This window comes from Synechococcales cyanobacterium T60_A2020_003, assembly GCA_015272205.1.
Classification (GTDB): Bacteria; Cyanobacteriota; Cyanobacteriia; order RECH01; family RECH01; genus JACYMB01.
This window is the reverse complement of sequence record JACYMB010000195.1, coordinates 1-25,832: the sequence shown is the minus strand read 5'-3', so window position 1 is coordinate 25,832 and position 25,832 is coordinate 1. Positions and strand designations below refer to the sequence as shown.

23 protein-coding genes, 2 tRNA genes and 1 pseudogene are annotated in these 25,832 nt (G+C 53.9%); 14 read left to right on the top strand and 12 right to left on the bottom strand.

The features are described from left to right. Nucleotides 1-47: 47 nt before the first annotated feature. Nucleotides 48-659, bottom strand: a complete 612-nt coding sequence (locus IGR76_10085) for a cytochrome P450 (protein MBF2078844.1) — start codon at nucleotides 657-659, stop codon at nucleotides 48-50. 263 nt (nucleotides 660-922) lie between these two features. Here IGR76_10085 and IGR76_10080 point away from each other — a divergent pair, with 263 nt between their 5' ends. The 4 genes from IGR76_10080 to IGR76_10065 all read left to right on the top strand — a co-directional run bounded on the left by IGR76_10080 (nucleotide 923) and on the right by IGR76_10065 (nucleotide 5,081). Then, complete coding sequence (locus tag IGR76_10080) at nucleotides 923-2,692, top strand: DUF3352 domain-containing protein (GenBank protein ID MBF2078843.1); 1,770 nt, start codon at nucleotides 923-925, stop codon at nucleotides 2,690-2,692. A gap of 99 nt (nucleotides 2,693-2,791) precedes the next feature. Further along, nucleotides 2,792-3,619, top strand: a complete 828-nt coding sequence (locus IGR76_10075) for a 4-hydroxy-tetrahydrodipicolinate reductase (protein MBF2078842.1) — start codon at nucleotides 2,792-2,794, stop codon at nucleotides 3,617-3,619. Nucleotides 3,620-3,906: 287 nt separating this feature from the next. Then, nucleotides 3,907-4,071, top strand: coding sequence for a hypothetical protein (locus IGR76_10070; GenBank protein MBF2078841.1), 165 nt, complete (start codon nucleotides 3,907-3,909; stop codon nucleotides 4,069-4,071). 104 nt (nucleotides 4,072-4,175) lie between these two features. After that, on the top strand, nucleotides 4,176-5,081 hold the full coding sequence (locus IGR76_10065; protein ID MBF2078840.1) for a cation transporter: 906 nt from the start codon (nucleotides 4,176-4,178) through the stop codon (nucleotides 5,079-5,081). Here IGR76_10065 and cofH read toward each other — a convergent pair. From cofH to IGR76_10045, 4 genes are all read right to left on the bottom strand, one after another. Next, nucleotides 5,078-6,289 carry a 7,8-didemethyl-8-hydroxy-5-deazariboflavin synthase subunit CofH gene (gene cofH, locus IGR76_10060; GenBank protein ID MBF2078839.1) on the bottom strand — a complete coding sequence of 404 codons (1,212 nt, stop codon included), beginning with the start codon at nucleotides 6,287-6,289 and terminating at the stop codon, nucleotides 5,078-5,080. The two genes, IGR76_10065 and cofH, sit on opposite strands and share 4 nt — an antisense overlap. Nucleotides 6,290-6,356: 67 nt before the next feature. Next, on the bottom strand, nucleotides 6,357-7,661 hold the full coding sequence (locus IGR76_10055) for a hypothetical protein (GenBank protein MBF2078838.1): 1,305 nt from the start codon (nucleotides 7,659-7,661) through the stop codon (nucleotides 6,357-6,359). Nucleotides 7,662-7,738: 77 nt separating this feature from the next. Continuing rightward, nucleotides 7,739-8,395: a glycoside hydrolase family protein gene (locus tag IGR76_10050; GenBank protein MBF2078837.1), complete on the bottom strand. Its 657-nt coding sequence runs from the start codon at nucleotides 8,393-8,395 to the stop codon at nucleotides 7,739-7,741. A 145-nt stretch (nucleotides 8,396-8,540) separates the two neighbouring features. Beyond that, nucleotides 8,541-9,203, bottom strand: a complete 663-nt coding sequence (locus IGR76_10045) for an SDR family oxidoreductase (protein ID MBF2078836.1) — start codon at nucleotides 9,201-9,203, stop codon at nucleotides 8,541-8,543. A gap of 535 nt (nucleotides 9,204-9,738) precedes the next feature. On the opposite strand from IGR76_10045, the gene IGR76_10040 reads away from it, so the two are divergent. From IGR76_10040 to IGR76_10030, 3 genes are all read left to right on the top strand, one after another. After that, nucleotides 9,739-10,443, top strand: a complete 705-nt coding sequence (locus IGR76_10040) for a DUF1997 domain-containing protein (GenBank protein ID MBF2078835.1) — start codon at nucleotides 9,739-9,741, stop codon at nucleotides 10,441-10,443. A 100-nt stretch (nucleotides 10,444-10,543) separates the two neighbouring features. Then, a tRNA-Tyr gene (locus tag IGR76_10035) sits at nucleotides 10,544-10,625 on the top strand. A 10-nt stretch (nucleotides 10,626-10,635) separates the two neighbouring features. After that, a tRNA-Thr gene (locus IGR76_10030) sits at nucleotides 10,636-10,707 on the top strand. Between the two features lie 105 nt (nucleotides 10,708-10,812). On the opposite strand, the gene uvrA is transcribed toward IGR76_10030, so the two are convergent. Continuing rightward, complete coding sequence (uvrA, locus tag IGR76_10025; GenBank protein MBF2078834.1) at nucleotides 10,813-13,857, bottom strand: excinuclease ABC subunit UvrA; 3,045 nt, start codon at nucleotides 13,855-13,857, stop codon at nucleotides 10,813-10,815. Nucleotides 13,858-14,400: 543 nt separating this feature from the next. Here uvrA and IGR76_10020 point away from each other — a divergent pair. Then, nucleotides 14,401-14,976 (top strand): hypothetical protein, encoded by a 576-nt coding sequence (locus IGR76_10020; GenBank protein MBF2078833.1) that lies wholly within the window; start codon nucleotides 14,401-14,403, stop codon nucleotides 14,974-14,976. An 8-nt stretch (nucleotides 14,977-14,984) separates the two neighbouring features. Here IGR76_10020 and IGR76_10015 read toward each other — a convergent pair whose 3' ends face one another. The 3 genes from IGR76_10015 to IGR76_10005 form a co-directional block, all read right to left on the bottom strand. Beyond that, the gene (locus tag IGR76_10015) at nucleotides 14,985-15,767 is read right to left on the bottom strand and encodes an SDR family oxidoreductase (GenBank protein ID MBF2078832.1); all 783 of its coding nucleotides are present in this window, start codon (nucleotides 15,765-15,767) and stop codon (nucleotides 14,985-14,987) included. A 17-nt stretch (nucleotides 15,768-15,784) separates the two neighbouring features. After that, entirely contained in the window at nucleotides 15,785-16,201 is a 417-nt protein-coding gene (locus tag IGR76_10010; protein ID MBF2078831.1) for a YjbQ family protein, read from the bottom strand. A gap of 77 nt (nucleotides 16,202-16,278) precedes the next feature. After that, a complete protein-coding gene (locus tag IGR76_10005) occupies nucleotides 16,279-16,866 on the bottom strand; it encodes a Uma2 family endonuclease (protein MBF2078830.1) in 588 nt (195 codons plus the stop codon). A 221-nt stretch (nucleotides 16,867-17,087) separates the two neighbouring features. Here IGR76_10005 and IGR76_10000 point away from each other — a divergent pair, with 221 nt between their 5' ends. Then, on the top strand, nucleotides 17,088-19,523 hold the full coding sequence (locus IGR76_10000; protein ID MBF2078829.1) for a hypothetical protein: 2,436 nt from the start codon (nucleotides 17,088-17,090) through the stop codon (nucleotides 19,521-19,523). A gap of 25 nt (nucleotides 19,524-19,548) precedes the next feature. On the opposite strand, the pseudogene IGR76_09995 reads toward IGR76_10000, so the two are convergent. The 3 genes and pseudogenes from IGR76_09995 to IGR76_09985 form a co-directional block, all read right to left on the bottom strand. Then, nucleotides 19,549-20,037 (bottom strand): annotated as a pseudogene (locus IGR76_09995) (hypothetical protein). 193 nt (nucleotides 20,038-20,230) lie between these two features. Next, nucleotides 20,231-20,611, bottom strand: a complete 381-nt coding sequence (locus IGR76_09990; GenBank protein ID MBF2078828.1) for a hypothetical protein — start codon at nucleotides 20,609-20,611, stop codon at nucleotides 20,231-20,233. Nucleotides 20,612-20,698: 87 nt separating this feature from the next. After that, nucleotides 20,699-22,396, bottom strand: coding sequence for a type II/IV secretion system protein (locus IGR76_09985; GenBank protein MBF2078827.1), 1,698 nt, complete (start codon nucleotides 22,394-22,396; stop codon nucleotides 20,699-20,701). A gap of 204 nt (nucleotides 22,397-22,600) precedes the next feature. On the opposite strand from IGR76_09985, the gene menB reads away from it, so the two are divergent. The 5 genes from menB to IGR76_09960 form a co-directional block, all read left to right on the top strand. Next, nucleotides 22,601-23,434, top strand: a complete 834-nt coding sequence (gene menB, locus IGR76_09980) for a 1,4-dihydroxy-2-naphthoyl-CoA synthase (GenBank protein MBF2078826.1) — start codon at nucleotides 22,601-22,603, stop codon at nucleotides 23,432-23,434. A 126-nt stretch (nucleotides 23,435-23,560) separates the two neighbouring features. Further along, nucleotides 23,561-24,190 (top strand): hypothetical protein, encoded by a 630-nt coding sequence (locus IGR76_09975; protein MBF2078825.1) that lies wholly within the window; start codon nucleotides 23,561-23,563, stop codon nucleotides 24,188-24,190. Between the two features lie 283 nt (nucleotides 24,191-24,473). Continuing rightward, nucleotides 24,474-24,824: a PPC domain-containing protein gene (locus IGR76_09970; GenBank protein ID MBF2078824.1), complete on the top strand. Its 351-nt coding sequence runs from the start codon at nucleotides 24,474-24,476 to the stop codon at nucleotides 24,822-24,824. A gap of 59 nt (nucleotides 24,825-24,883) precedes the next feature. Next, nucleotides 24,884-25,357: a hypothetical protein gene (locus IGR76_09965; GenBank protein ID MBF2078823.1), complete on the top strand. Its 474-nt coding sequence runs from the start codon at nucleotides 24,884-24,886 to the stop codon at nucleotides 25,355-25,357. Next, on the top strand, nucleotides 25,323-25,832 hold a 510-nt coding region (locus tag IGR76_09960), incomplete at its 3' end, for a hypothetical protein (GenBank protein MBF2078822.1). The genes IGR76_09965 and IGR76_09960, both read left to right, overlap by 35 nt.

Sequence of the window (25,832 nt, the reverse complement as noted above, 5' to 3'; positions counted from 1 at the left end):
GGGCGCACATTTCACAACTCATCTTTTTCATAAATCACGTAGGAACGCTATAGCAGGGTTGAACTGAGGGGGGAACCCGTCGCCTCGAGTAAGGACTGCATAAGGTGTTTGATCGTCCGAATCCGCTCAAGAGTCTCAGGATCGAGGCTTTTGTCACTGCCCATATCATTCAATCCAAAAACAGCATTGAGAATCACCTCCAGCGAAATGTCCTGCATTTGGGGACGCACCGAAAAAGGCTGGTGGGATGTCCACTGGTTTCCAACCTGGCGGGTGATGTCGCAAATTAGCTCCCCGTAGGCACGCATGCGATCGCCATGAAACGGCGGGGTGAGAAGCTGTCGTTGCCGCTGGTGGCGATCACCATCCAACAAAATCACCGATTCATCCCCTACTAGCGGACGAATGATACTGTTGTTGTGCCCAATGACAAAGGTAGAGGGATCGGCCTTGAAAATGGTCTGCACCGCATCGGGATCGCTAAAAAAGACGGCAGGTAAGAGCTGACCCAGCTTGAGAAAAAAGCAGGTTCCGTAGGCGTTGGCACACTCATCCCGCCAATCCGTGGGTCGGCCAATCCAGTTCAGCAGTTGCAGCGTGGGATGGAGGGATGGCCCCGGTGGCAGAACGGCATTGACTGTATCCAGCGGGTTGGTCATGGTTTGCATCCCCCAACGTTGCCTCCAGCATAGCGAACTCAATGCAGAAGGTTGTTGGAGTTTGAAGGGAAATCATCCCCCGCCTGAGAGATTAAGAGTTTTTAAACCCAGCGGACTCTGCCATCGGTGTCGTTGTAAAGCCTAGCTATATCGCTTAGGATGAATCGTGTTTTAGCATGGCTGTGCAGCGTGCCCCCGTGGCTCAATCGGGTCGTCTGACGTTATAACTAATTTCTGGTTCTTCCCATCTTTAAAAAAACAGCATGAAGCGTTCTCCGGTCATGGCAAAATCATTACCCGCAAAGCGTAAACCTATCCTGCTTTTAACCCTAGGGACAGCGATCGCCTTTTTGGCAGGTGGCGCGCTGGCCTATGGGTGGCTAACCTTGCAAAACAAGCCGATCCTGTCCTCTGCGAATGTGCCTGTGGGAGCGGATGTCATTCCCCAAACGGCCGTAGTAACCCTCTCCCTATCCACGGATGAGCGTCAATGGCAGCAGCTTCGCACCTTTGGTACGTCCGATAGTCAGGCGTTGTTTGATGAGCGCTTGGCCGCCTGGCGCGATCGCCTCCTCACGGCACACGGGTTGGACTACAAGCGGGATGTGGCTCCCTGGATTGGCGATACCGTCACCCTCGGATTTTTGTCGTCGGCAGAGAACGCTGAAACAGTGCCATCGGACTCAGCCACCGCAGAGGAAGATGCGGAGTCGGATGTGGTGCTGGTCATGCCCATTGCGGATCCAGACCAGGCGCAGCAGGTGTTTAAGGATCGGGCGGACCAGATGGGAGAGGTCACCGAGCGAGAGTACAAGGGCGTCACGATTCGGGAAACGTTGGGGGATACGCCAATGGCGATCGCCGTTTTAAAGAATTCCCTGCTGGTCATGGCTCCCAACGGGCAAGCCCTTGAACAGGCGATCGATACCCAAGAGGGGGGAGACTCGTTAGCAGACACTCCGGGCTATCGTCAGTCGCTCTCCATGATTATGGTAGAGGAACAGCCTTTCCTGCAAGCCTACGTGAATCTCCCGGCCACCCGCGATGCTGCAGAGGCATCGGCTTCTAATCTACCCATTTCTGGCGATTCGTTTCCAGAAAGCCGGGGATTGGCGGCAACCGTGACGCTGGAATCAGAAGGCGTGCGCTTGCAAACGGTGACCTGGCTCGATCCCGATAGCAAAACCCGCCTCACCACCAGCAATTCTGCTGACAAAATGCCGGGTCTGCTCCCCGCTAGCACCCTTACCATGCTGTCGGGCAGTAGCTTCAAAGACGTGTGGGATTCCTACAATGCCCAGTCCCAAATTAGCGCCAACAGTCCCCTCAATCCTGAAAATCTCCGCAATGGTGTTCAGAACGCCCTCGGGATCAACATTGAGCAAGATTTGATTCCCTGGATGAATGGGGAGTTTGCCTTGGCCTTAGCGTCGGGTAGCCCCGATGGGGGAACGGGCAATCTGAATGTGCTGGTTCTGGCCGAGGCGGGCGATCGCAAAGCCGCAGAAATTTCGATGGCTCAACTGGAAAGTGCGCTTACTAGCCGCCATCAATACACCGTGGCGGAAGAGGATCTCAACGGCAAAGCCACCAAAGTGCTAACGGCTCCCTCCGGTGCCCTGACGGTACAACAGGGCTGGCTCGACCAAGACGTGGCGTTTTGGTCGTTGAGTGCGCCCGGTGCCACCTCAGTGCTGCCTGTAACGGCGGAAACCTCTCTCGCCACGGCAAACCCTCTGTTTACCACGGCTACGGCTCTCGCACCCACCAGCAATGTGGGCTATTTCTTTGCCGATATCGATCGCCTCTTCAATGGCCAAAATACCTTCCCCATTCCCGCCCTGCCGCCGTCGGTGGGTAGTTACGTGGAAGCGATTCGGGCGATCGCCGTTACTGCTCGGACGGAAAACGATCGCACTATGCTGTACGACATTTCGGTATTGCTCAAGCGGGGCAGCACGCCCGGAGCCTTGCCTGAATCTGGATCTTCTCCCCTACCTAGCGAGATGGAGCCATCGGCTAGCCCTCAGTAACCGGAGGGATTCCATCGCAAGGCTCATGGGGGATTTGGCACTGCACCGCACTTCGCATAACAATGGGGAAACGGATATGTTTCAACACAGGATAGAACTATGACAACACAAGCGCCAATTCCGGTGGTGGTCAACGGAGCGGCGGGAAAAATGGGGCGCGAGGTCATTAAGGCGATCGCCCAAGCCGAAGACATGACCCTGATTGCAGCGCTCGATCGCAATCCGACACTCATGGGGCAAGATGTGGGGGAAGTAGCAGGCTGTGGGCCGCTAGAAGTACCGATTTTGGCGGACATGGAAGCGACCCTGGCGATGGCGGCGCAGGAAAAGCAGTTACCCGTGGTGGTGGACTTTACCCACCCCGACTCGGTGTACAACAATGTGCGATCGGCGATCGCCTATGGGGTGCGTCCAGTGGTGGGGACAACGGGACTCAGTCCAGAGCAAATCGCTGAACTGGCCGACTTTGCCGACAAGTCTAGCTTGGGGTGTTTGATTATTCCTAACTTTTCGATTGGGGTGGTCTTACTCCAGCAGGCCGCAATTCAAGCCTCTCGCTATTTCGATCACGTCGAAATCATCGAACTGCATCACAACCAAAAGGCGGATGCACCGAGCGGAACGGCCATTCAAACGGCCCAAATGCTGGAAGAGATGGGGAAAGCCTTCAACCCGCCCCTGGTCAACGAAGCGGAAACCCTGACCGGAGCCAGAGGTGCACGGACAAACGAGGGCATTCACATTCACAGCGTCCGTTTGCCGGGACTGATTGCCCACCAAGAGGTCATCTTCGGTGCCCCCGGACAGATTTACACCCTCCGCCACGATACGAGCGATCGCGCTTGCTACATGCCAGGGGTACTCCTCTCGATTCGAAAGGTGATCGAACTCAAGAGTTTAGTCTACGGTCTGGAAAAAATTCTCTAGCGGCTGTATCTATTCGCCATCAATGACAAACCGCTTTTTGTGCCCATAAAAAATGCCTGACTCCACAAGCCCCCAGAGTCAGGCAAACCAATCCAACTGTAAGGACGCTTTCCTAACGAGAAGACCAATCCGGTCCAATTGCCCCCTAACCGTACGGCCTTCATGTTGTGCGTTCTCCAGAAGTGATTCCATTGTTGCGTTTGGACGCAGGAGAAACATTGCTGCTTTCACCTAACTTTCCGATGCAGTTTCCTTAAAGGCGAAGAAAAAAGTTCAGTAGTTTTTCTGTGTCCCATGCGAAAGAGTTAAGAAATGTAACCTTTTTGAATGCAGCCCTTATCAATACGTCTCTGCAATTAGCAAAACGAGCGATCGCCCCTGAAGTTGCCCTAAAACGGTTGCTTCCCCGCGTCGGAGATGCGACTTGTTTCAATAACGGCCAGCGGTTGTAGAGATTGATATGCGGTAATCTCACTCTAAAGTGAGCATAAGATATCTACCACTTTTAGAATAGAAGCCATTCTAGCTGTTAATGTGCGAAGTGGGAGAAAACACAATGGCTACGGATCGCCGCAGCACCGTTCGTCGAGTTCTGATCATCACCCTCATTCTGAACTTAACGGTGGTTGTCTTAAAAGCAATTGTGGGTGTCCTCACGGGATCGCTCAGCCTTTTGGCCGATGCCATCCATAGCGTGACCGATAGTATAAACAATGTTCTAGGGCTGGCGACGAATCAGCTTGCCTCCCCGACTCCGGATCGGGATCATCCCTACGGCCATCAAAAGTTTGAGGCACTGGGCGCACTGGGCATTGCCGCATTCCTAGGCATCGCCTGTTTTGAAATTTTGAAAGGGGTGGTCGATCGGCTGATCAGCAGCAGCAAACCCGTCTCCATTTCCGCAAACGAATTGTGGCTCCTGCTTATTGTCTTGGGCATCAATATTTTCGTCGCGTTTTACGAGCGGAGCGTGGGACGAGGTGTTGACAGCCCGATTCTGATTGCCGACGCCCGCCATACTATGAGCGATATCTGGATCACGATGGTGGTCTTGGGTGGATTAATTGGTATCTGGGTTTGGGATATTCAGTGGGTGGACATGGTGTTGGCGATTCCGGTGGCGGTGCTGGTGATTTGCAGCGCGTGGGAGGTGCTTAAGGAAAATTTGCCGTGGCTGGTGGATGAAGTGGCGATCGCTCCAGAAGCGATTCATAGCCTGGTGATGACGGTTCCGGGAGTGATCAACTGTCACAACATCGCCTCTAGAGGGGTCGTAGGGCGACAGGTTTTTATCGAAATGCATTTGATTGTGGATGCGGTTGATGTGGCTATCGCCCACGCGATTACAGAGAAGGTGGAAATGATCTTAGAAGATCGCTACCATCCGGCGCGTGTCAATATTCACATTGAGCCACCGTCCTATCAATCCGATCAGATTGCCTATACCCCCGAACCCCATTAGGGTAACGGATTAACCCTGGACAATTCGTCGTCCACCGGGGAAAGGCGATTATAAACGGTGTCCCGCTGCTGGGCTGGACGCTTCAGGGCAAAGGCTGCACCTTTGAGGTCAGCAACCTCCATACAGGTTCCACCCTGAGCTCCCGCCATGCTAGTGATGTGTTCTTCCATCAAGGTGCCGCCGATATCGTTACAGCCCCACCGTAGCGCTTCGGTTGCCCCCGATAGCTGCAACTTGACCCAACTAGGCTGATGGTTGGGAATCCAGTTACCGAGGAAAATGCGGGCGATCGCCGTCAACAGTAGCGAGTCAGGCAAACTGGGCTGATCTCGTCCGACCCGTTTGCGGAGTGCTGGTGGGGCATCCTGACCGACGAAGGGTAAGAGGATAAATTCGGTAATGCCGCGATCGCCCCGTTCCACAGCCTTCTGCTGGAGCGATCGCAACTGGGCTAGGTGGTGAATTTGCTGGGCAGGGGTTTCAATATGACCCGATAGCAGGGTACTGGTGGTGGGCATTCCCAGACGATGCGCTGTCTCCACAATCTCCAGCCAGGTTTGACTATTAATCTTCTCCGGACAAATCACCTTCCGAACGCGATCGTCCAAGACCTCCGCTGCCGTTCCGGGCATCGATTTCACTCCCGCCGCTTGCAGTCCTGCAATCACCGTTTCGTAGGATAGACCATCTTCACGGGCAATAAACTGCACTTCCTGCGGAGAAAAGGCGTGGAGGTGCAGGGTTGGAAATGCGTCACGAATGGCGCGAATCAACCGTTCGTAGTAGGCCAAGGAGGAACCCTGCAACTTTGCGCCCGGATGGAGTCCCCCCTGCATACAGATTTCCGTCGCGCCCCGCTGCACGGCATCGGCGGTTTTTTCTAAAATTTGGGTTTCGGTCAGCCAGTAGGCTCCGTCTTGTCCCTCGTCCCGCCGAAAGGCGCAGAAGTTGCAATGCTGTTCGCAGATATTGGTGAAGTTAATGTTGCGGTTAATCACGTAGGTCACCACCTCTCCGGCTTGACGCTGGCGCAGGTGATCGGCGGCTTCCCGAATGCGCTCAGCGTACACCGATGCCGTGGATGGTGGATGTTCAGCGCTGGGGGTTGCGGCTTCCAATAGGGCGATCGCCTCTTCCGGCGTTAGATCCTCTCCGGTGATCGCCCGCTCCAAGATTACTTCGATGTCCTGGCCTGCATATCCTGTCATGTCCGTTTACTGCATCCGCGACGACATTCTTTCAGTATCGCAAGGAATCCTAGGAGATGCATGATTCCTAGGGAGCAACGGTCAGCCGCAGCACATAGTCCCCGATAACGGTGTGATTTCCGACAAAGCCTTCATCTTCAAATCCGGTCACCGCAACGGTGAGGTTGCCGCTTTCTGGAACCGTTCCGGTAATGCTGGATAGGGTTCCATCCCCACTGTCGTCGTCCAATTGCACCAAATGGCCAGCGTCGTCAAACCAGCCCAAGCGCGAGTCAAAATTGGCTAGCATCACCTCCGCCGTGAACGGTTGCCCCGGTTCTAAGTCGGAGTAGGTGTAGAAATCGACATCGCCTGCTATTTGGTCGATACCCAGTTTGATGAAAACCTCGTATTCGCCTTCTCCGCCGTGGGGTTGGGGCGGAAACTGGGTTAGTTCTGCATCAACATTGTCGTCGTCGTACTGCCCATTAAAGTTGAAGTCTGGGAAGGCACTGACCTGCAGGGTGAGGGTGCCATTGGCTTCCGTTGTACTGGCGATCGCCGAGCCTAAACCCGACCCGACAAAGCTGCCATCGTCATCCACCAACATCAAACGGCCATCGGTGGAAAATAGCCCCATCACGGTATCTACGCCGCTGCTGCTGTTGTCCACCCATGCGACGAACGGTTCTGCAAGAGCCGAATCGGACAGCGTAAGTTCGCCCAGCAGTTCTGCTTGGATGCGGCCGGGGAAGAAATAGTCTGCGGCCTGGGAATCGATGCTGTTGGGATCGGTGACGCCAATCTGAACGTAGAGGGTGTAGTCGCCGCCAAGGGGTTCGACGGGTTCGCTGGGTTCCTCGGTGGTGGAAATCATGCCTGCCTCTTCAGCAGTGAATTGGCCGTCAAAGTTGAAATCGGGAAAGCCAGATACCCCCAGGACAACGGTGCCATCGTCCTTGACCTGACCGCTGACCCCAGAAGCCACTCCGGTTCCGAGGGGGCTACCGTCGTCGTTGACGTTCACGATTGCCCCAGTCTGATCAAACACACCCAGGACGGTGTCGATGCCGCTGCTGCTGTTGTCAATCCAGGCGAAGAAAGGTTCTCCAGCAGGCAGATCGGTAAAGGTGATCGTGTCGGCGCGATCGCCCTTTAAGACTCCCGTTGCGTGGTCGTCATAATCGGCGGGATCGGCCAGTAACCCCAGATGTCCGAGCACATGGGTAACGTCCGGTTCTAGCACTTCGGCGGTGTCGGCACTATTGTTTTGTAGGGAATTGGCGTCGTCTTCTAGCACCGGACTGGCTTGGGCGAGGGTGCTGATGACGAGGCTAGGAGCGATCGCCATCAGTCCAACCACTATAGTTTTGATTTGACGTGTTTTTGTCATGGGTCCTTTCGCTCCGCTAACCACAAACCCCGGCACCTCCGCACCTAGCCTGTTCATACTAGCGAGCGGTGGATCGATCAGAACGGTTCGGCACGTTTCGTAACAGGCGATCGCCCGTTTGCCGAGGGGGAGTTCTTCGCTTGCCGCAACTCCTGATCCAACATTTCGGCGTAAATATCGGGCAGCGAACTACTCATCACATTTGACTCGATGCCATAGCCCAAACTCGTCCATGTTCCCGACAGGAGCCAAAGCACATCCTCAATCTCGCCTGCCCGCAGCATCTCGCCAATGTCTTCGCCCCACGCCGATGGATCATTCAGCCACGCATACACCACCTCATCCTGGTAGCGAGGGGCAAAGCTGTAGGATCGCCAGATCGAGAATCCCTTGGGTCGGGGATGATAGACGGCAGCCTTTTCCAACCACGTTGTCGTTAAAAACTGATAGCGTCCCGCTGCAGTTGTACACTTGCCTACATTAGGCCCCGCCACGATGGGTACGCACTCGTCGGGATGCTCCCGGAGGGTCTCACTGTGTTCGCCGCCATACAGCAGGGTATAGGGGCTGGGATCGCTGGACTCGCTCGCTGAAATTGTTCGCATTAACGCTCGAATGTAGGGATCTCCCCCGTTCATCACGAGGGGCATGGGTTCCCCAGTCCAGGCTCGGTTGTCCCAGGGCGATCGCTCCCCGTTCCACGACCCAATCCAGTGGATCATCGTGATCAGCATGAGGCCAGAGATGCCGAGCAGGGCTGAGAGTCTGCCCCACCGGAGCGAGGTTAGGGGCGATCGCCGGACACGGCGGCGAAACTGCACAGGGGGGCGATCGCGCGGTTGATCAGCAGGAACAGGAGGTCGCATAAAACGGGGTTCCTTACGATACGCCTGCGAAGAGGTCGTTCAAGGAGGTGGCCGGAGCATCGGGTTTTGCCACAATTTCTACAATCTTGTTTTTGGCTTCTGGGGTTAGCAACGCCTCGACGCACACCTTCGCCACCGTTCGCCGGGGAATGCTGCCTTCAAAGAGTTGGTCGGCTCCTGTCATGACGACCGGATCGGTGTTGTCGTCGTCATTTTTCAAGCCGCCCGGTCGCACAATCGTGTACGGCAGGCCACTGGCGATCAGATAGTCTTCCGCCTGCTTTTTCCAGTACAGCACCAGCCAAAACAGGTTCAACGGGTGGAAAAACTGGGAGACGCATAGGGATGAAACGATCACAAAATGCTGAATACCAGAGCTTTTGGCGACATCCACCAGATTTTTAGTGCCCTCGTAATCGACTTTATACGGCCCTGTGAAATCGAAACTGGGAGCTGCCCCCGTTGCACACACTAGAACGGTGCAGTCGGCGATCGCCTCACGAATGGTTTGCGGTTGGAGCACATCTCCCACAACAATCTCGGCGGCGTCTGGTAAAACGGAGCGGGCAGCTTCTACATCTCGCACCATTGCCCGCGTTGGAATCCCACGCTGCACCAGCTCGTTCACGATGCGTTTTCCGGTTGCGCCCGTTGCGCCTACAACCAATGCTTTCATAGCGATGTTCTCAAATTAAATTAGGACGATCATTCATTAGGTTAAGTAAGGTCGGGAAGTCCGTATAGCGCGGATTTCTGCACAAATTCGTTCTGTTACCCCTATCTTCATGGCTTGGTGAAGATGCACCAAACATCGGACGGGAACTTGATCGCAGTCGCAGAGATCCATACAATCAAGACATTCCATGTAGAAACGTTAAGTTTTCTTTCTCCGTAAATCACATGAGTTGGATTGTGGAACCAGGAAGATCTCCCACTATCTTTCCGTGGATCAACGATGGTTGTTTAGATTAATCCATCGTTATGCTGAACGAACAGTCAGGGATAAAAGGGCATGCTGAAAACCTTTCATAGTCTATCGAATCCGGTGGAATTTCTCACAGGGTTCAGGTAACTCTCTCACCGATCTTGCTAGTGTGTATACACTTCAGGGTCTTTGCTTAAGATAGGCTGGGAAGCTCTAGCGCTCGTTTTTGTTGTGTTGTTTGATTAGGCTCCGTAGTCGTGCCGATTCATCTTCTAGGTTGAGACGTATGCAGGCAAATTCTTTTGAATCTCAGTCTTTCAATTCAGCGGATTCTGTTTTCGCCATTTCTTCTCAGATACTGGACTGTTCTGAGACTGGGGACGAGGTGATCACCCATGAGCCGACTCAGTTTCATGGCTATTACTCGAACTGTATGGAGATGTATGCCGATGCGAAAACCGTGGCTGCCTACTTGGATGCCCATCACGGATGGTTCCACCGCTGTGCTCAGCCGATGACGGTATCGCCGATTGGAGAGAACGGGTACGGTCTAACCATCGGTCGGTTTGGTTCCTTCGGCTATGAGGTCGAACCCAAGATTGGGCTAGATTTGCTCCCTCAGCAGGAAGGCGTATACCGGATTGAGACGATTCCGGTACCCGGATATGAACCGATGGGCTATGACGTGGACTTTAAGGCATCCTTGCAGCTTCTGGAAACCCAAACCCAAACGGGTCAAGTTCTGACTCGTGTGGAATGGGAACTGAACCTGACCGTGTATATCCAATTTCCACGCTTTATTCGGGCGTTGCCCCACTCCCTCATTGAGAAAACGGGCGATCGCCTCCTAAATCAAATCGTGCGCCAGGTGTCCCGCCGCTTGACCCATAAGGTGCAGGCTGATTTTCACTCCACCCACAATATTCCCTTTCCGAAAAAGTCCCACGGCCTATTTCACCGAGGCGGACATCATGCGGAGCTAGAGGTCTAATTCCCTAGAATTTCTGCCACTCCGAGAGGCTATCCATTTTTTTAGAATCTTGCTCGGAAGTGGAATTAGGTATGCTATGATTCATAATCGTGGATAGGGCGGGTCGATGCCCGAGTGGTTAATGGGGGCGGACTGTAAATCCGCTGGCTATGCCTACGCTGGTTCGAATCCAGCTCGGCCCATCCACGTTTTGCCCGTGTAGCTCAGTGGTAGAGCGCACCCTTGGTAAGGGTGAGGTCACGAGTTCAATCCTCGTCATGGGCTCTCTAAGGTTAGATGGGGTGTGAGAGTATTGCTTGCATCCCTTTTTTTAAAGACGTGAGTGAAGGGCGATCGCTCCACCCACGTTCTAGGTTCTCTTTCCCTGTTCTATTTGCCCGGAGGATGCTTCTCCAAGACCTGCTTGAGATAGTGCCCCGTGTAGGAACTGGGGTGAACCGCAACGTCTTCGGGAGTACCCACAGCAACAATTTCACCGCCGCGATCGCCCCCATCGGGGCCAAGGTCAATAATCCAGTCGGCGCAGCGAATCACGTCTAGGTTATGTTCGATCACCAATACCGTGTTGCCCTTATCTACCAGTCGTTGCAGCACGTCTAGCAGTTTGTGGACATCGTAGAAAGAGAGTCCGGTGGTGGGTTCATCGATCAAATAGAGGGTTTTGCCTGTGGCGCGGCGGGAGAGTTCTGTTGCCAGCTTGAGGCGTTGCGCTTCTCCTCCTGAAAGGGTGGGAGCGGTTTGCCCCAGCCGCACATAGCCCAGTCCCACATCCACCATTGTTTGCAAGCGGGCAACCGCTTTCGGAATATTTTGAAAAAAGTCGAGGGCTTCTTCTGCCGTCATGTTCAGCACATCGGAAATCGACTTTCCCTTGTACTTCACTTGCAGCGTCTCGCGGTTATAACGGGCGCCCTTGCAGACTTCGCACTGCACGTAGACATCGGGCAAAAAGTTCATTTCAATCACATTGACCCCTTGTCCCCCGCAGGCTTCGCAGCGCCCGCCCTTCACGTTGAAGGAAAACTGACCCGGTTTATATCCCCGTGCCTTCGCTTCAATGGTTTCGGCAAAGAGATCGCGGATCACGTCAAAAACGCCTGTATAAGTTGCGGGATTCGATCGGGGCGTGCGGCCAATGGGAGACTGGTCAATCACGATCGCCTTGTCCAGGGCATTGAGTCCCCCCACTTTTTCCATCTCTTTGGGCTGCGGGATCTTATGCCCAAAGTGGTTTTGAATGGCGGGATACAGCAGCTCATTCACTAACGTGGACTTGCCCGATCCGGACACTCCCGTAACACACACCAACTTCCCTAGGGGAATGTCTACGTCAACATGTTTGAGATTGTTGCGGTGGGCATTGCGGATCGTGAGCGATCGCCCATTCCCCTCGCGGCGTTCGGCGGGAGTAGAGATAGTGCGACGACCGGAAAGATACGCTCCTGTGAGGGACTCTTTGGAGTTCAACAGCGCCTTGAGATCGCCCTGAGTCACGATCGCCCCCCCATGTACCCCCGCACCGGGGCCAATGTCTACCAGGTGATCGGCGATCCGAATCGTATCTTCATCATGCTCCACCACGATCAGCGTATTGCCCAAATCGCGTAAACGGGTGAGGGTGGCCAACAGGCGATCGTTGTCCCGTTGGTGGAGTCCAATGCTGGGTTCATCTAAGACATAGAGAACCCCGGTGAGTCCTGCGCCAATCTGGGTGGCCAGGCGAATGCGCTGCGCCTCTCCCCCAGAGAGGGTCATGGCGGTGCGATCGAGGGTGAGATAGTCTAGCCCTACGTCTAGCAAAAATTGCAGACGTGCCTTAATTTCGCGCAGCACCAGATCCCCAATTTGAGCCTGTCGCGGCGTCAGATGGAGATTATTGACTCGCTCTAAGGCATCGCGGACGGAAACGCTGGTGAGATCTTTGATGGTGTATTGCCCCATGCGTACGGCGAGCGCCTCTGGCTTGAGGCGATCGCCCCCACATTGCTCACAGACTTGGTCTACGAGATATTTTTCCAGCTTCTGGCGATAGACTTCCGAGGTAGTCTCTTGGTATTGCCGCTCCAGCATCGGCAAGACTCCCTCGTAGCGGCGTTGGTATCCCTTCGTTTCACGGTAGCGGGAATCGGACTCGATGTAGATCTTGTCGGGACTGCCGTAGAGGATAATATGCTGCTGTTCTGGGGTGAGCTTGTCCCACGGGGTTTGCAGTTCAAATCCGTAGGCTTGTCCCACGCTGTAGAGCAATGAGAAATAGTAGGTATTGTCTTTCTCTGACCACGGGGCGATCGCCGCGTAGACAGGCAACGAGGGATCAGGCACGACCAGTTCCGCCGAAAAGGTGCGGAGGGAGCCTAAGCCGTGGCAGTGGGAGCAGGCTCCGTAGGGAGAATTGAAGGAAAAGAGGCGGGGAGAAAGCTCCTCCATCACAGCTCCGTGTTCCGGGCAGGCAAAATTCTCAGAAAAGACGAGCTCTTTGAGGGTGGGTGAACCAGGGTCTAAACTGTAGGTTCCTACACTGGCGGCAGCCTTTAGTCCTTTACGGCGATCGCTGAACGGAACAACGTTATCGGGAGTAGGAGTGTCCTCCTGACTCCCATCGGGACTCTCTAAGATATCGATGAGGGCGATCCCTTCGGATCGCTTCAAACAGGTACTGAGGGAGTCCACCAGCCGTTCTTGCATGCCGTCTTTTTTGACGAGGCGATCCACCACAATCTCGATATTGTGGACCTGATTTTTATCGAGATCAATGGAATCAGACAGCTCCCGCACTTCGCCATCCACCCGCACCCGCACAAAGCCCTCCGCCGCCAGTCCAGACAGGAGTTTTTTGTGGGTTCCCTTTTTGCCCCGCACCACGGGCGCAAGGATCTGAAAGCGGGTGCGATCGGCCAATTCCATAATGCGATCGCACATTTGGTCGATAGTCTGCGGCACGATGGAGCGATCGCAGTGGGGACAGTGGGGTTCGCCCGCCCGCCCAAACAGGAGCCGCAGATAGTCATAGATCTCAGTCACGGTTCCCACGGTAGAACGGGGGTTGTGGGACGTAGACTTTTGATCAATGGAAATTGCCGGACTCAGCCCTTCAATGGCATCAACATCGGGTTTATCAACCTGCCCCAAAAACTGACGGGCGTAAGCACTTAGCGACTCCACATAACGCCGCTGCCCTTCGGCAAAGATGGTGTCAAACGCTAGCGACGACTTGCCCGATCCAGACACGCCTGTAAAGACAATTAGCCGATTACGCGGCAGTTCTAGATTAATGTCTTTGAGGTTGTGCTGCCGTGCTCCCCGAATCCGAATTACGTTTTCGTCTAAGGCCGATTGTGCTGGATGGTGCCCATTCCGAGTAGCTGGGGACGGGGATAGGTCGGATTGGGGGGAAGCAGACAAACGTTTTGGCATAGCGTGCTGGGAGGGAAGGATTACTCTGACATAAAATCCAGAGTCGGAATCGCGCGTGTATCAGTAAATCCCAAAATCGACCGCGCGATACTGCCGAAATCGGCAAAAGTTCTTAATAATTCTACCGCCAATGCTTGAGAATCGGGATCAACCTCAGGACGGTCAAAAGCTTCAGAACAATTGTACTTTATTCGGTTTGAACTCAAACGAATGCCCAGGGCTGATATCAATTTCAAAAACTTCAGCTACCGATGAAAGGCTGGAATTCCTGATGGTGCAACGCATTTACAACTCAAAACTCAAAATGGGTGTGAGCGCGTCGAGAGGCGGGTATCCCGTGGTTTACCGGAGGTTTTCGGGGGGGCAACTTTGTAGGATAAAACTACGCAGAGTCTTCAGCGATCGCAGTGGGGTTCGACTCCAACTCCAAATTGCGTCGCTTGCACGTGTGCATGGAGATTAGGGTGCTTGTGGTCGTGTGAGAGAGATTGCTGCTGAGACCCTGCTGCGCCTAATGATCCTCATTTGTAATGTGCGAAACCCATGGAACTCTCGTTCGCTGATACTGCCCTCTCCGATCCGCCATCCATTCCCCTATTGCGCGATCGCCATCAGTACCAAAGCTGTCATATTCTGCTGCCCGATCACCATCGCGTTGCCGCCCTTCAGTTTGAAAACCAGTACTACAGCTTTTTCAAAACTGAATTGGATGGTTCGGTAGCCATGAAAGTTGCTGGACGGTTGCAGGAACGGGGCGATCGCCTGATTATTACCCAAATTCCTAAAGGATTTGCCCTCTGGGTGTGGGAACCGAAAGCCTTGCCGATTGGCCGATCCAGCCTGACTCTCAGTGCGCTGCAAACCGACGCCAGTCATCCCGTTCTCGAATCCCGATACGACTACACCCTGTGCCATGTGCGGGTGCCGGATCTCGATAAACGCCTTGCGGCGATCGCTTACCAGGATCATTACTATAGCCTCTTCAAAACCGTAGACACCTTGGACGAAGCCACCCGCATCGGCACGAAGTTGGGACGGCGAGGCGAACGCATCGTGATCACGAAAACCGCGAACGGATACGGACTTTGGGTCTTGGAACCCGACGCTCGTTTAGATTAGGCTAGGATTTAGGTTTGCATCGCCCACTGCATTAATCCGGGAAAAAGGCGGTAGGCTTCGGTGACAAATTGGGCTGGCCCGACCACGAGTTCGGGCTTGCGATGCACGACCACATCCCATACGGCCTCGGCAATATCGTCGGGCTGACTCACCCAAGCGCTACTGGCCAGATTTGCCATTTGCGCTCGTTGAGCCTCAACGTTTCCGCGAAAAACTGCCCGCTCCAAGAAATCGCTGTTGATCATACCGGGTTGCACGAGGGCAACATGGATGCCCTGGGGTGCAAGTTCCAAGCGCAGGGTATGGGTTAAGCCCGTGACGGCATACTTGCTGGTGCAATAGGCGGTCATGTGGGGCAACGGCATTTGACCGCCAAATGATCCGACATTCACAATCACACCTCGTCCTTGCTCCAGAAAAGACGGCAGCAAGGCATGGATGGTGTGAACGTAGCCCCATAGATTGGTATCCATAATCTGATGCCAATCCTCTAGGGTAGTGTCCACCATGTCTCCGGTGAGGCAAAAGCCCGCATTGTTGATCAACACGTCAATGCACTCATACTGGTTCAGGGCTTTTTTCACTAGGGCGGCTACCTCTGACGCCTTTCCGACATCCGCTGGAATGGCGAGTACTTGGTGCCCAAACTGCGCGACCTCTTCCGCTGCTGACCGTAGCCGTTCTTCTTGGCGTGCCACCATCACAACGTCATAACCTTGCCGGGCAAAGCGACGGGCGATCGCCAACCCTGATCCCTGGGATGCTCCGGTAATTAATGCTGTTCGTGTCATGGTCTTCTTCCGTCCCGTTACTTCCCAGAAATATGAACTACCACCTCGCGCTGATGTCCCCGTGTTCGATGCTCCCATAGGTAAATCCCTTGCCAGGTGCCCAGCAGCAGCCGTCCTTGGGCGATCGGAATTTGCTCCGAGGTTTTAGTCAGAACCGAGCGAATGTGGGCAGGCATGTCGTCAGAGCCTTCGGTGCTGTGGATGTAGGGGTTGTCTTCTGGAACCAGTTTGGAGAAGAATTGCTCCAAATCGCGAAGCACATCCGGGTCAGCGTTCTCCTGAATGATTAAGCTGGCGGAGGTGTGCCGCACAAAGACCGTACATAGCCCCATCTCGATTCCCGACTCGCGAACCACATCCTGAATCGGAGAGGTAATTCGCTGAATCGATTTACCACGGGTGCTCATCGACAGAATTTTTTGGTACAGCATCATGGCGATCGCCTTTCGGATAGAGCGCTATGACTCTACGGTAGCGCGAACTTTCAAGATCGCTTTGTAGAATCCTGGGCTTACCAGATAGGAACTAGATCTAACGTAAACCCTGGTAAAACAGTTTCCCCGGAAAGCACCGTTGGCGAATCCAGAACCTCTGGAACCTGCTCTGGACGGTAGATTTCCACCTGCCGCTGCTGACGATTAATTAACCATCCCAGTTGGGCACCGTTGTCGATATACTCCACCATCTTGGCGCGGGTGCGTTCTAGGGAGTCACTCGGCGATAGAAGCTCCACCACAAAATCAGGACAGAGGGGCACAAATCGTTCCTGCTGCTCTGGGGTTAGGGCATCCCAGCGATCGCGCCGCACCCAGGAGGCATCGGGCGATCGGTTTGCGCCGCTAGGTAGGATGAATCCGGTCGATGAATCAAACACCTCGCCCATCTGGGTTTGGGTATTCCAAATATCGAGTTGAGTCGTTAACTTAACGTTGCGCTTACCCGTATTTCCTCCGGTGGGTGCCATGATGACTAATTCTCCCGATGCACTGCGCTCAAATTTCAGGTCTTGATGGGTTTGGCAAAGCTGAAAAAATTGGTCATCGGTCAACGCCAAGTCGAGAATGAGCGGAGTGGGTAGGGACAGGGCACTGGAATTCATAAAACCTCCCGCAAACGAGTGGAGATGCCTAATAGTCTAACGATTTGGCTCGAAGTTTTGACAGGCGTGTGAGCATCCTTGAGGGGGGACTGAAAGCAGATTCGCGACATTGGGTAGACTAAGAAAATCCACCGAGGTCTTAAGACCGTTGCCGGGGATCGGGTGCATTCATGTCAGTGCAAGCGGTATAGCTCACGATTTATATTTTTGGGGACGTTGCGATGGATTCCTTTTCGGCCTCTTCAGACCCCTCACGTCCACAGGGAGAATTTCGCGATCCGGGGGCAGATTCGTCCTCATTGTCCACCTTGGGACGGGGATTGAAGGCCATCAAACAACGGGACTATGAAACGGCGATCGCCGAACTTGAAACAGTCTGTCAAACAGCTACAGATGAAAGTACCCTCGTCAAGGCACAGATGGGGCTGGTGGTCTCCTATGCACGTAAAGGCGAACGACGGATGGCGATCGCCCTGTGTAAACCCCTCTGCACCCATTCCAGTGAGCAGGTGAAACGTTGGGCCATACAAATAATGGAGAGCCTGGAGCGATCGCCTGCGTCGAGCGATCGCGTTCCTCAGCCCACTGAGCTTACTCCGACTGATGATGACATTACCCAACTCGCGCCTGGGGATGAAACGGGATTTGCGCCGCTCGATCAAGACGAGACAGGCTTCGTTCCCATCATGCCTGCCCCCCCTCGCCCATCGTTCCCCCGACGCCCAGCCCCATCGTCCGGCTCCGTCACCCAACTCCAGACAGAAACCGTTCTCTATCCAAGCTCTCCTGTAACTCCAACCGCTGCAGAGTCTGAGACAGCGGTTCAGGACGCAAGGGTTGAGCCCCCCTCGCCCTCAGACGCGCTCGCCCCTTCTAATCCATTAGTGCCTCCTGCCGAAGCCAGCTCCTACAAACCCGAATGGCACAATGCCGACCGCGCCCAGCGATGGGTAGATCTTGTCGAGTTAAAGCCCGTTGAACTGCGTATCGTTCAGATCGTGACCCTGGTGAGCATCGTCATACTGCCAGGACTTCTCACCCAATTGAGCCTTGACTTCGTTTACGGCACCTTGTCGTTTCTCCGCATCAGCTACGCAAATCCGCCCAATGTATTTGTCTTAGTCACCGTCATCACGATAGTTCTCTTCATCTTGGGCGGATCACCGTGGTTGCTGCACTGGGTGTTACGACGAGTCTACAACGTGCAAACTCTCAACAGCGATGTGCTCGCCCGTCGGAGTCCAGAAGCGATGCGGGTACTCAAGCGTATCTACGCCCAGCGGCGATCGCCCCTTCCCGCCCTGGAACTGCTGCCGATCAATGCTCCCGTCACCCTGTCCTATGGCCTGCTCCCCTCCCAGTCCTATTTGGTGGTCAGTCAAGGCTTTCTGGATCAGCTTCAGGGCGACGAAATGGCCGCCGCCATCGTGGTTGAGTGCAGCCATTTGCTGAACGGTAGCGCTGCCGTTTTAGCAGGGGTAACGACGGTTCTCCACGTTCCGTACCTTCTCTACTGGCGACTCGCAACCTGGGGCGATCGCCTTGCCCCGTCCGTCCTCAGTTTGCCGCTGGGGTGGTTAGCGTCTCTTTGCTACGGCATCTTCTGGCTGTTGCAAATTCCGGGCTATTGGCTGTGTCGTCATCGGCAATTCCGGGGCGATCGCTTTGCCGTGAGTGCGACGGGCAATCCCAATGGTCTGACCCGTGCGATCTTAAAACAAGCCATCGGGATCAGCCGCAGTATAGGGCAGCAACGCGAATCGATCCCCGTATTGGAAGGCTGTCGGTTGCTGATGCCCTTGGACGATCGCACCGCAATGACCATCGGCAGCTTACATGCCCATGCGCCCCTGGCTCCGATTCTACATTGGGATGTTGCCAGTCCCTATCGCCGCTGGTTCTTAGTGCGTCAATCCCATGCCCTACTGGGAGAACGCCTCGCATGGCTCGAAAAATGCGCCCGCAGTTGGCGACTCGAGCCGGAACTAGAGTTCCCCACGGCCAAACCCCAGGCGCGATCGCGGTCTAAAGCGCTTTTAGAGGCTGCACCCCTGTTGGGACTTCCCCTTGGATTGGGGTTCGGGCTGGGCGTATGGTTAGTCGGACTCGTGTTTCCCCTAATCGGGGTGTATGAATTGGGAAGTCTGTGGGGCGATCGCAGTATTCTGTGGGGATGCAGCCTGGTTGGACTTGGATTTGGGCTTTTTATGCAGATTAATGCTCGATTTCCGACGATCCGCAGCTATAGCCTAGAGGATGCCCCATCGGTACCGGATTTACTCACCGATCCCCTGGCGTTACCCATTGACAGTTATCCTGTCCGGCTTCAAGGTACGTTGCTGGGCTATCGAGGATTTCGCAATGCGTTGGAACAAGATTTATCGATCAAAAGCGATCAGGGTACGTTCAAACTCCGCTTCCTGTCTCCCTTCGGAACTTTCGGCAACCTATTTCCCCAAGTTCACCCCCATGACTATGCCCATACCAGGGTAACTGTTCAGGGTTGGCTGCGTCGGGGTGCATTGCCTTGGATTGATGTGGATACAATCACGCCCCAACGCGGTCGCCTCAGTCGCAGTGGGCATCCCATTTGGGTAACGCTGATGGCAACCTTGAGCGTCGCCGCTGGGTTATTTATTATTCTGCGTGGGGGCTAATATAGCTGGCAACAGCTATATCTCCTTAAACGTGGGCAGGCGTCATCGCAAGCTGCTCCATGAACTCTACCAGTTTTTTAGGAGCCATGGCCTCTTGATAGGTGATCGCCATGGCCGGAGTCAGGAGTTCCAGCATCAGGCGATTTTCCACCCAGAACTCAATCACGTCAAAAAGGCCATCCCGGCTACAGTGGAGCACTCGCCACCCTTCGCGATCGCCAACCGCCTGGATTTCCTCTAAACTCGCTGGAACTGAAATCGCCACATGAAATGGGCTATGGGTTTGAGGGGCTGCCTGCTGTTCAAATCAGGCTTGTTCCTCAGGATTGCGTCCCGGCAAGATTTCGCTACCATCGGGATACACTTCAATCATTGTGCCGTAATCATCACCCGACACTGCAACGTAACTATTGGGGTTCGGCGGAAACGGTATCACCTGTCCATGCAAGATTTCGGCCAGTACCGTTGCAACATGAAGCGGCTGACGAGCGGACATCGAAACGTGGTGAATCATAACATTCAATCCTTGTAGAGCAGAACCTCTGAGCTTTGGTACGCATCGAAGTACCTGACTGAACAGAGGGATGTGTGAGTGTGTAGCTAACTACACAGGCTCCCCATCCTATTCCGCGCCACGGATGTCGCAATTTTCGAGATGGCTAATTTTGAGTATGAAGGCAACGCGCAATGTTGAACGTGGATAACGGCTACGGCTGCGTACTGCGTCGCCCCAGTTCGTAAATGCCGCCCCCCATGCAGGCAATAATCCCGGTACTAATGGACCAGCTTTGCCCTAACCCAAGTTCAACGCCGTAGTTAAACAACACACCAGCGATCACAAACGGGATTACGCTAAAGATTGACCCGTAAAACTCATTCTGCGATTCCCGCGCCTTGCGGGTGCGCTCAAACTCCTCTGCGGAGGTGTAGAGCGATCGCTCGGCATGGTTGAACCATTGGCTAATGCGATCGGCAATGCGCTCGGTAAACGGAAAAAACATTAAGTACAGAGCCAGCGCCCACAACCCAATTCCAGATAACGTTGTCGCGTCGATATGAAAGCGAAAGGTCAGGAAATCAAAGGTCATGGGAGTTTACGCAAACCAGGGGCACAGCAATAGTTTACTAAACTTAAACGTTCTTTTGCCATTCGTTAAGCGCTTGAATTTGGGCGATCACCCACCGCTAGCCGCCGGATGTTCTATCGTTTTCAGGGATTTCAGGGTTCGACTCAGGGGGTGGCGCAACGCACTGGACGGCAGAACTCGCTTGACTTCCTCAATCGTGGTGATCCCGGAGGTGACTTTGGCGATCGCCGCAATGCGGAAGGATTGAAAATCAATTTCCTTCAGGTAGCGCCGTAGATCCGGCATCGTGCCTTCGTAGATCAACTGCTGAATGGTCTCGTCAATGTCTAACAACTCGATAATCGCTTCCCGTCCCAAGTAACCGGAATGGAAGCAGCGGGCACAGCCCCGCCCCTTGCGCCAACGGGATGGATTGGCGCGCGATCGCTCCAGTCCCAGCACCTCCAAATCATCCGGCGTCGGATCGTAGGCTTCGGCGCAGTGGGGACAGACTGTTCGCACCAAGCGCTGAGCCACAATCCCCAAGAGCGCATCGCTAATTAAGCCCGGGTCAGGGCCAATATCTTTAATCCGGGGAATAGCGCCCAGTGCGTCGTTGGTGTGTAGGGTGGTGAACACCAGGTGTCCGGTGAGGGCGGCTCGAACTGCGGTTTCGGCGGTTTCATGGTCGCGGATTTCGCCCACCATCACAATATCCGGATCCTGCCGCAAAATTGCCCGGAGGCCAGCCGCAAAGGTCATCCCAGCTAGCTCATTGACCTGGGTTTGGGTAATACGGGACAGCACGTACTCAATCGGGTCTTCAATGGTGGTCACGTTCACAAATTCCGTTGCTACTTCCTGCAAGCTGGTGTAGAGCGTGCTGGTTTTTCCCGATCCGGTTGGCCCTGTAAAAATGATCATGCCCTGGGGCTGACTAATCCAGTGCTTGTAAGTCTTAAGAGCCTTCGGCGTAAAGCCAATGTCCTCTAAGCTCACAAACGGATTCTGGTTCGGCAAAAGGCGGACAACTGCTTTCTCTCCCCCCACGCAGGGCAACGTACTCACCCGCATATCTAGCCCAATGCCGAGTTCCTCACCTGTAGCGTACCGTTCCCCAATCCGGGCATCCTGCGGTCTACGACTCTCCGCAATGTCCATATTCGACATGACTTTCAGCGCAACAATCACCCGACGGCTAATGTCCTTGGGTAAGGTCGTGATATCGCGCAGCACGCCATCAATCCGATAACGGACGCGCAAACCGTCATCCACAGGTTCAAGGTGAATGTCGCTGGCTCGGTTGCGGAGAGCACCGGAGATAATTGTCCGAATGCGGCTAATCTGATCGGCGGCTTTGGAGAGGTAGAGTTCGGTGACTTCGCTAATATTTTCCGTTTCCACCTCACCCGTGAGGGGATTGACCAACGGTTCTGCCGAAATTTGGGAATGGTCAAAGTTCTGGGTATGGTACCAACTCCGATAGCTGCGATCGCTAATGGGAACGACTTTAATTTCCGTAAAGGTGCGATCGCTCAATTGTCGAATTGTCTGCGGATCGAGGTCTACAGGACTGCCTAGGTAGTAGCAATTGCGCCATAGCAGCAAGGGAATGACGGGAGGTAAGTTGCTGGGATTGGGAAATTCACGCAGAAACCGATAGCTAACGTCCGAATCCAATCCCTGAAGGTTGACCGTCCCTTTCCCGTCTACCAACAGGTGCAATGCTTGCTCGCAGGTGATTTCACGCTTGCGTAACTTTTGCCACACGGAAGACGAAGAGCTTGACACGGAGGGAGATTGCATAGCTAAACCGAATAAGGGAGAGCAATACGGATACGCTGATAGCTTGGGATCGGAAAGAGAGGATGGACTAAATGCAACGGTCTAGGAGCACCTGTTTAATTCCTATCATCCTAACGAGTTTCAGTATGCCCAGACCTCCGCAAAAACCGAGCATTCTCAAACCGTGGGATACTGAAGAGTGCGACAATTCAAGCCTTTAAACCTATGCAAGTTGAGTGGCAGGTTGCCAAATCCTACGAAGACATTCTGTATCACAAGGCGGATGGGATCGCGAAAATCACCATCAACCGTCCCCACAAACGCAACGCCTTCCGACCCAAAACCGTATTTGAACTCTACGACGCATTTATCGATGCCCGCGAAGATTCCACCATTGGCGTTGTCCTATTCACAGGCGTAGGCCCCCACACCGATGGCAAATATGCTTTCTGCTCCGGTGGCGACCAAAGTGTACGCGGCGAAGCGGGATACGTCGATGAGGCTGGGATTCCTCGCCTAAACGTGTTGGATCTGCAACGGCTGATTCGTTCGATGCCCAAAGTGGTGATTGCGCTGGTAGCAGGCTACGCAATCGGAGGTGGTCATGTGCTGCACTTGATTTGTGACCTCACGATTGCCGCTGATAATGCCATCTTTGGACAAACCGGGCCCAAGGTGGGTAGCTTTGATGGTGGATTCGGGGCAAGCTACCTGGCACGTATTGTAGGTCAGAAAAAAGCTCGTGAAATCTGGTTTTTATGCCGTCAGTACGATGCTCAGCAAGCGCTAGACATGGGGCTGGTCAACTGTGTCGTACCCGTGGAGCAGCTTGAGGCCGAAGGGATTCAATGGGCATCGGAAATTTTGCAGAAGAGTCCGATTGCGATTCGGTGCCTCAAGTCAGCCTTTAATGCAGATTGCGATGGTCAAGCGGGACTCCAGGAACTGGCTGGAAATGCCACCATGCTCTATTACATGACGGAAGAGGGCGCGGAAGGCAAGCAGGCGTTTCTGGAGAAGCGGCCTCCCAACTTTCGGCAGTATCCATGGCGACCTTAGCATCTGCCTCCGTAGGAACTTCTCTGCCCCATTAACGTCTTAGGAAGTATCGTGGGAGTCTAGGATGCCCCCCAGCATTCACGCATAGTCTCCCTTTTTTGATGCTCAAGCGTGGAGACTTAACTGATGAACCGTCAATGGATCGCTACAACCGGACTCGCAGGACTACTGATAGGCTCAGGACTACTGAGCACAGGGGCGATCGCCCAATCTGCCAATACGGGCATTCCCAAGGCCAAAATCAGCGCTGACCGTACCCGGCTCAAACTGCGCTGGGATGATCAGCGATTCATTATCAATGCCGCTGATCTGAATGTGCAAGTCTTGGATGCGGTCGATTGTGAGGCTGCTCAGATTGCCGATCAACAGACGTTAAACGGTCAGTGGTTTTTTCCTGGCTCCGTTTCGGTGGATCCCGTGACAGGCAATGTTGCCGTCGGTGTCTTGCTCCAGGAGTGCTATGAAACCCAAACTAGTGCGGTCTTTGTATTCGATCCCCAACCTGGAGCCTACGCCATTTATCGGGTACAGGTTCCTGGGAACCGTCCCCTGCCCGATGAATTTTCCACCTTTCCCCTGAGTAGCATTACCGGAACCGGATTTGTCGGGGGTGATCTGGTGATCAAACATGCCGATGTGTCGGATTCAGAAGCGCTGATGGTCTTTACGGCTTCGACAACGCCAGCAGGTGAGTATGCAGGCTGTCTATTGACGAGATTGGGCGGCAGCGATCGCCTCTGTCCAGATACGCCTTAGTAGACGCCGCGATCTGCTGGGGCATCGTCTTTGAAACTCCAGTAAAGTCGCCCATAAAACCATGTAGATCACACAAAATCTATCTCCATTTGTAACGTCTCCCCTCCGGGACTCAATACAGTGGACATGGACAAAATCGCTAGGATGTTCAACGCTCTTGGCGATTTTGTGGTGTTTTGATGTCTACTAAGGTATCCCAATGGGAAGACAACAAGCAGGCAGCAGCTTCAAAGATGCAAAAAATCTGGGTAAACTCTCCAAACGGCTATAAGTTACAGACTCCCTGAGTCCGTCAAATCAGGTTGACGTTTTCAAAGTTAACGTTTCTAAAACAAGCAGCGTTTCAGCCTCGCTGAGCAAATTGAAAGCCAACGCCACGATTCAACTCTTTGACAAGAAGAAAAGTGCTGTTGATCAAGCCAGTTTCACAAAGGGAGGCCAAGGTAGAGGCATTCTCCGCAACCTCACACGGGGGATTTACTACCTTCAGGTCAGTCTCACCAAAGGTAAAAAGACCGCCTACGAGCTTCAATTAGACGCAGCTAAACCCCGCGTCCCGAACCGGGCAACGATGCCAAGCAGCGCTCAACATTGGACGCCTGCGCGGTACCTATACCGACAAACGATTGATTAACGATTAACGATCCTGACCCCAATCGATTCTATCGGTTCACGCTGAATCAAATCACAGATTTGGAGACCACCATTAAGACGGCGACGGGTTCGGCTCAAGCAAATCTAATCTTTGATGCAAACGGGAACCGTAAGGTAGACGATGGCGAGATTGTAGAGACGGCCTTTAGTTCCTTTAGCTCAGGGTCGGTTGTGACTCTTCCTGAAGGACAGTACTATCTCCAGGTGCAGCCTCGGTTTATGAGCGATCGCCTCGAATATGATCTCAAGATGGTGGCAAAGCCCAATCCAGGCAACCTAGGTAAGCAAGGGGGTGGGGATAGTCTCAAGAAGCCTAGAGCGATAGGCACATTAGATCGTCTCAAAGCGGGCACCTTTGTTGGAAAGGACTACATTGGCACCCTGGATGAAGCTGATGGTTTCAAATTCAACCTCAAAGACATTAGTTCCGTCGAGATGTTGCTTGAAGGTCAGGGAAGCACCCAGGCCGAGCTGATTTTTGACGCCAACCGCACGCAACAAGCAAATCGATAGCGGCGAAGTGTTAGAAACAGCCAGCAATGGGTTTGGTAGCGAAACACAAACGCTGGTTCCAGGTACCTACTATGTGCGAGTTAGCCCACGATTCAGTAGTTTCCTGTCCACACGATATGATTTGTCGTTGGTGGCGACTCCCAAACCCAGCAACCTCAATACGGATCCGGGTGAAACACTATCTGGTGCCCCGTCGGTTGGCATTTTGAATCAACTCCCCACCTCAACCTTTATTGCAAGGGATTACGTCGGTGTGCAGGATGCGGGCGATGCCTTCCGGTTTGACCTCACCGAAACTAGAACCGTAAATGTCAGGATTACCAGCGATAACTGGACCCAAGCCGCGCTCATTTTTGACGCGAATGGGAACGGGTTAGTGGATCCGGGCGACACCCTTGCAACCGCTGGCTCCATCTCAAGTTCGGGAACGACCCGAAGCCTTGCACCGGGTTCCTATTTCGTCCTGGTTACCCCC